This is a genomic window from Acinetobacter sp. yr461 (assembly GCF_900110445.1).
GTDB lineage: Bacteria > Pseudomonadota > Gammaproteobacteria > Pseudomonadales > Moraxellaceae > Acinetobacter > Acinetobacter calcoaceticus.
Map to the genome: position 1 here is coordinate 1 of NZ_FODU01000036.1, position 1,318 is coordinate 1,318.

2 protein-coding genes are annotated in these 1,318 nt (G+C 47.4%); both read right to left on the reverse strand.

The annotated features are described in order from the left end of the window. Window positions 1–623, reverse strand: a 623-nt coding sequence (locus BMW38_RS19255) for a thiolase family protein (RefSeq protein WP_280138571.1), incomplete at its 3' end; no start/stop codon positions are given. A gap of 11 nt (window positions 624–634) precedes the next feature. Next, on the reverse strand, window positions 635–1,288 hold the full coding sequence (locus BMW38_RS19260; RefSeq protein WP_092711096.1) for a 3-oxoacid CoA-transferase subunit B: 654 nt from the start codon (window positions 1,286–1,288) through the stop codon (window positions 635–637). Window positions 1,289–1,318 lie beyond the last annotated feature (30 nt).

Genomic DNA, 1,318 nt, shown 5'->3' on the forward strand with positions numbered 1-1,318 from the left:
ACGATTTCTTTAGAAAAAAAGCCTTTGGCTTGCGCGCTTGCGGTGCGTTGTTGGCTCACCAAGGCAAACTGGTCCTGATCTGCACGATTGACGTTAAACTTTTTAGCTACGTTTTCGGCAGTCTGGGGCATGGTGTCTACACCATACAATTCTTTAAGTTTTGGGTTAATGAAACGCCAGCCCATGGTGGTGTCTTCAATCTTCTGGCTACGACCAAAAGCACTGTCTGACTTACCCATTACATAGGGTGCACGGCTCATGCTTTCTACACCACCTGCAATCACCAGATTTGCTTCACCCGCTTTAATGGCACGGGCAGCAATGGCAATCGCATCAAGTGATGAACCACACAAACGGTTAATAGTGGTCGCAGGCACCTGATACGGTAAACCAGCAAGCAGTGCTGACATACGGCCGACATTACGGTTGTCTTCACCCGCTTGGTTCGCACAGCCATAGATCACATCATCGACCTGTTCCCAATCTACATTCGAGTTACGCTGCATGAGCGCTTTAATCGGCAAAGCACCAAGGTCATCGGCACGAATAGGGGCAAGGCCACCGGCATAACGGCCGAATGGAGTACGGATAGCATCGATGATATAAGCGTTTTTTAATGTCATTTCCTACTTCCTTACCCTTGTGTCGCATCAATCAAAGTTGCACCTGTCAAAGCTTGTAACTCATCAAAGCTAAGACCTTCCACTTTCTCAAGCACCTTTAAACCATCGGTAGTCACATCAATCACACAAAGATCGGTGTAAATACGGTCAACACATTTTTTACCCGTAACCGGATAACTCAGCTCAGCCACAATCTTCGGTTCACCTTGCTTGGTCACATGATCTGTAGTGATAAATACTTTTTTAGCACCCACAGCTAAATCCATTGCACCACCGACAGCAGGAATCGCATTCGGCGCACCCGTGTGCCAGTTCGCCAAGTCACCATTGGCTGCAACCTGAAAAGCACCAAGCACTGCAATATCAAGGTGTCCACCACGCATCATCGCAAATGAGTCGCCATGATGGAAAAAGCTGCCGCCTTCAAGCATGGTCACAAATTCTTTACCCGCATTAATCAGTTCAGGGTCTTCTTCACCCGCAGCTGGCGGTGGACCAAAAGCCAGTAAGCCATTTTCAGAATGAAGGAAAATATCTTTATCGTTGGGTAAATAGCTGGCGATCTTGGTCGGCAGACCAATGCCTAGATTTACATAGGCACCATCTGGAATATCTTGTGCCACACGTTTTGCAATCTGGTCACGGCTGAGTTTCTGGTAGCTCATGTTATTTCTCCTTATTGCTTATTGTGCGGG

Excerpts from the sequence above, each read along its gene's own strand:
- BMW38_RS19260 (WP_092711096.1), bottom strand. The coding sequence starts at position 1,288 with ATGAGCTACCAGAAACTCAGCCGTGACCAGATTGCAAAACGTGTGGCA.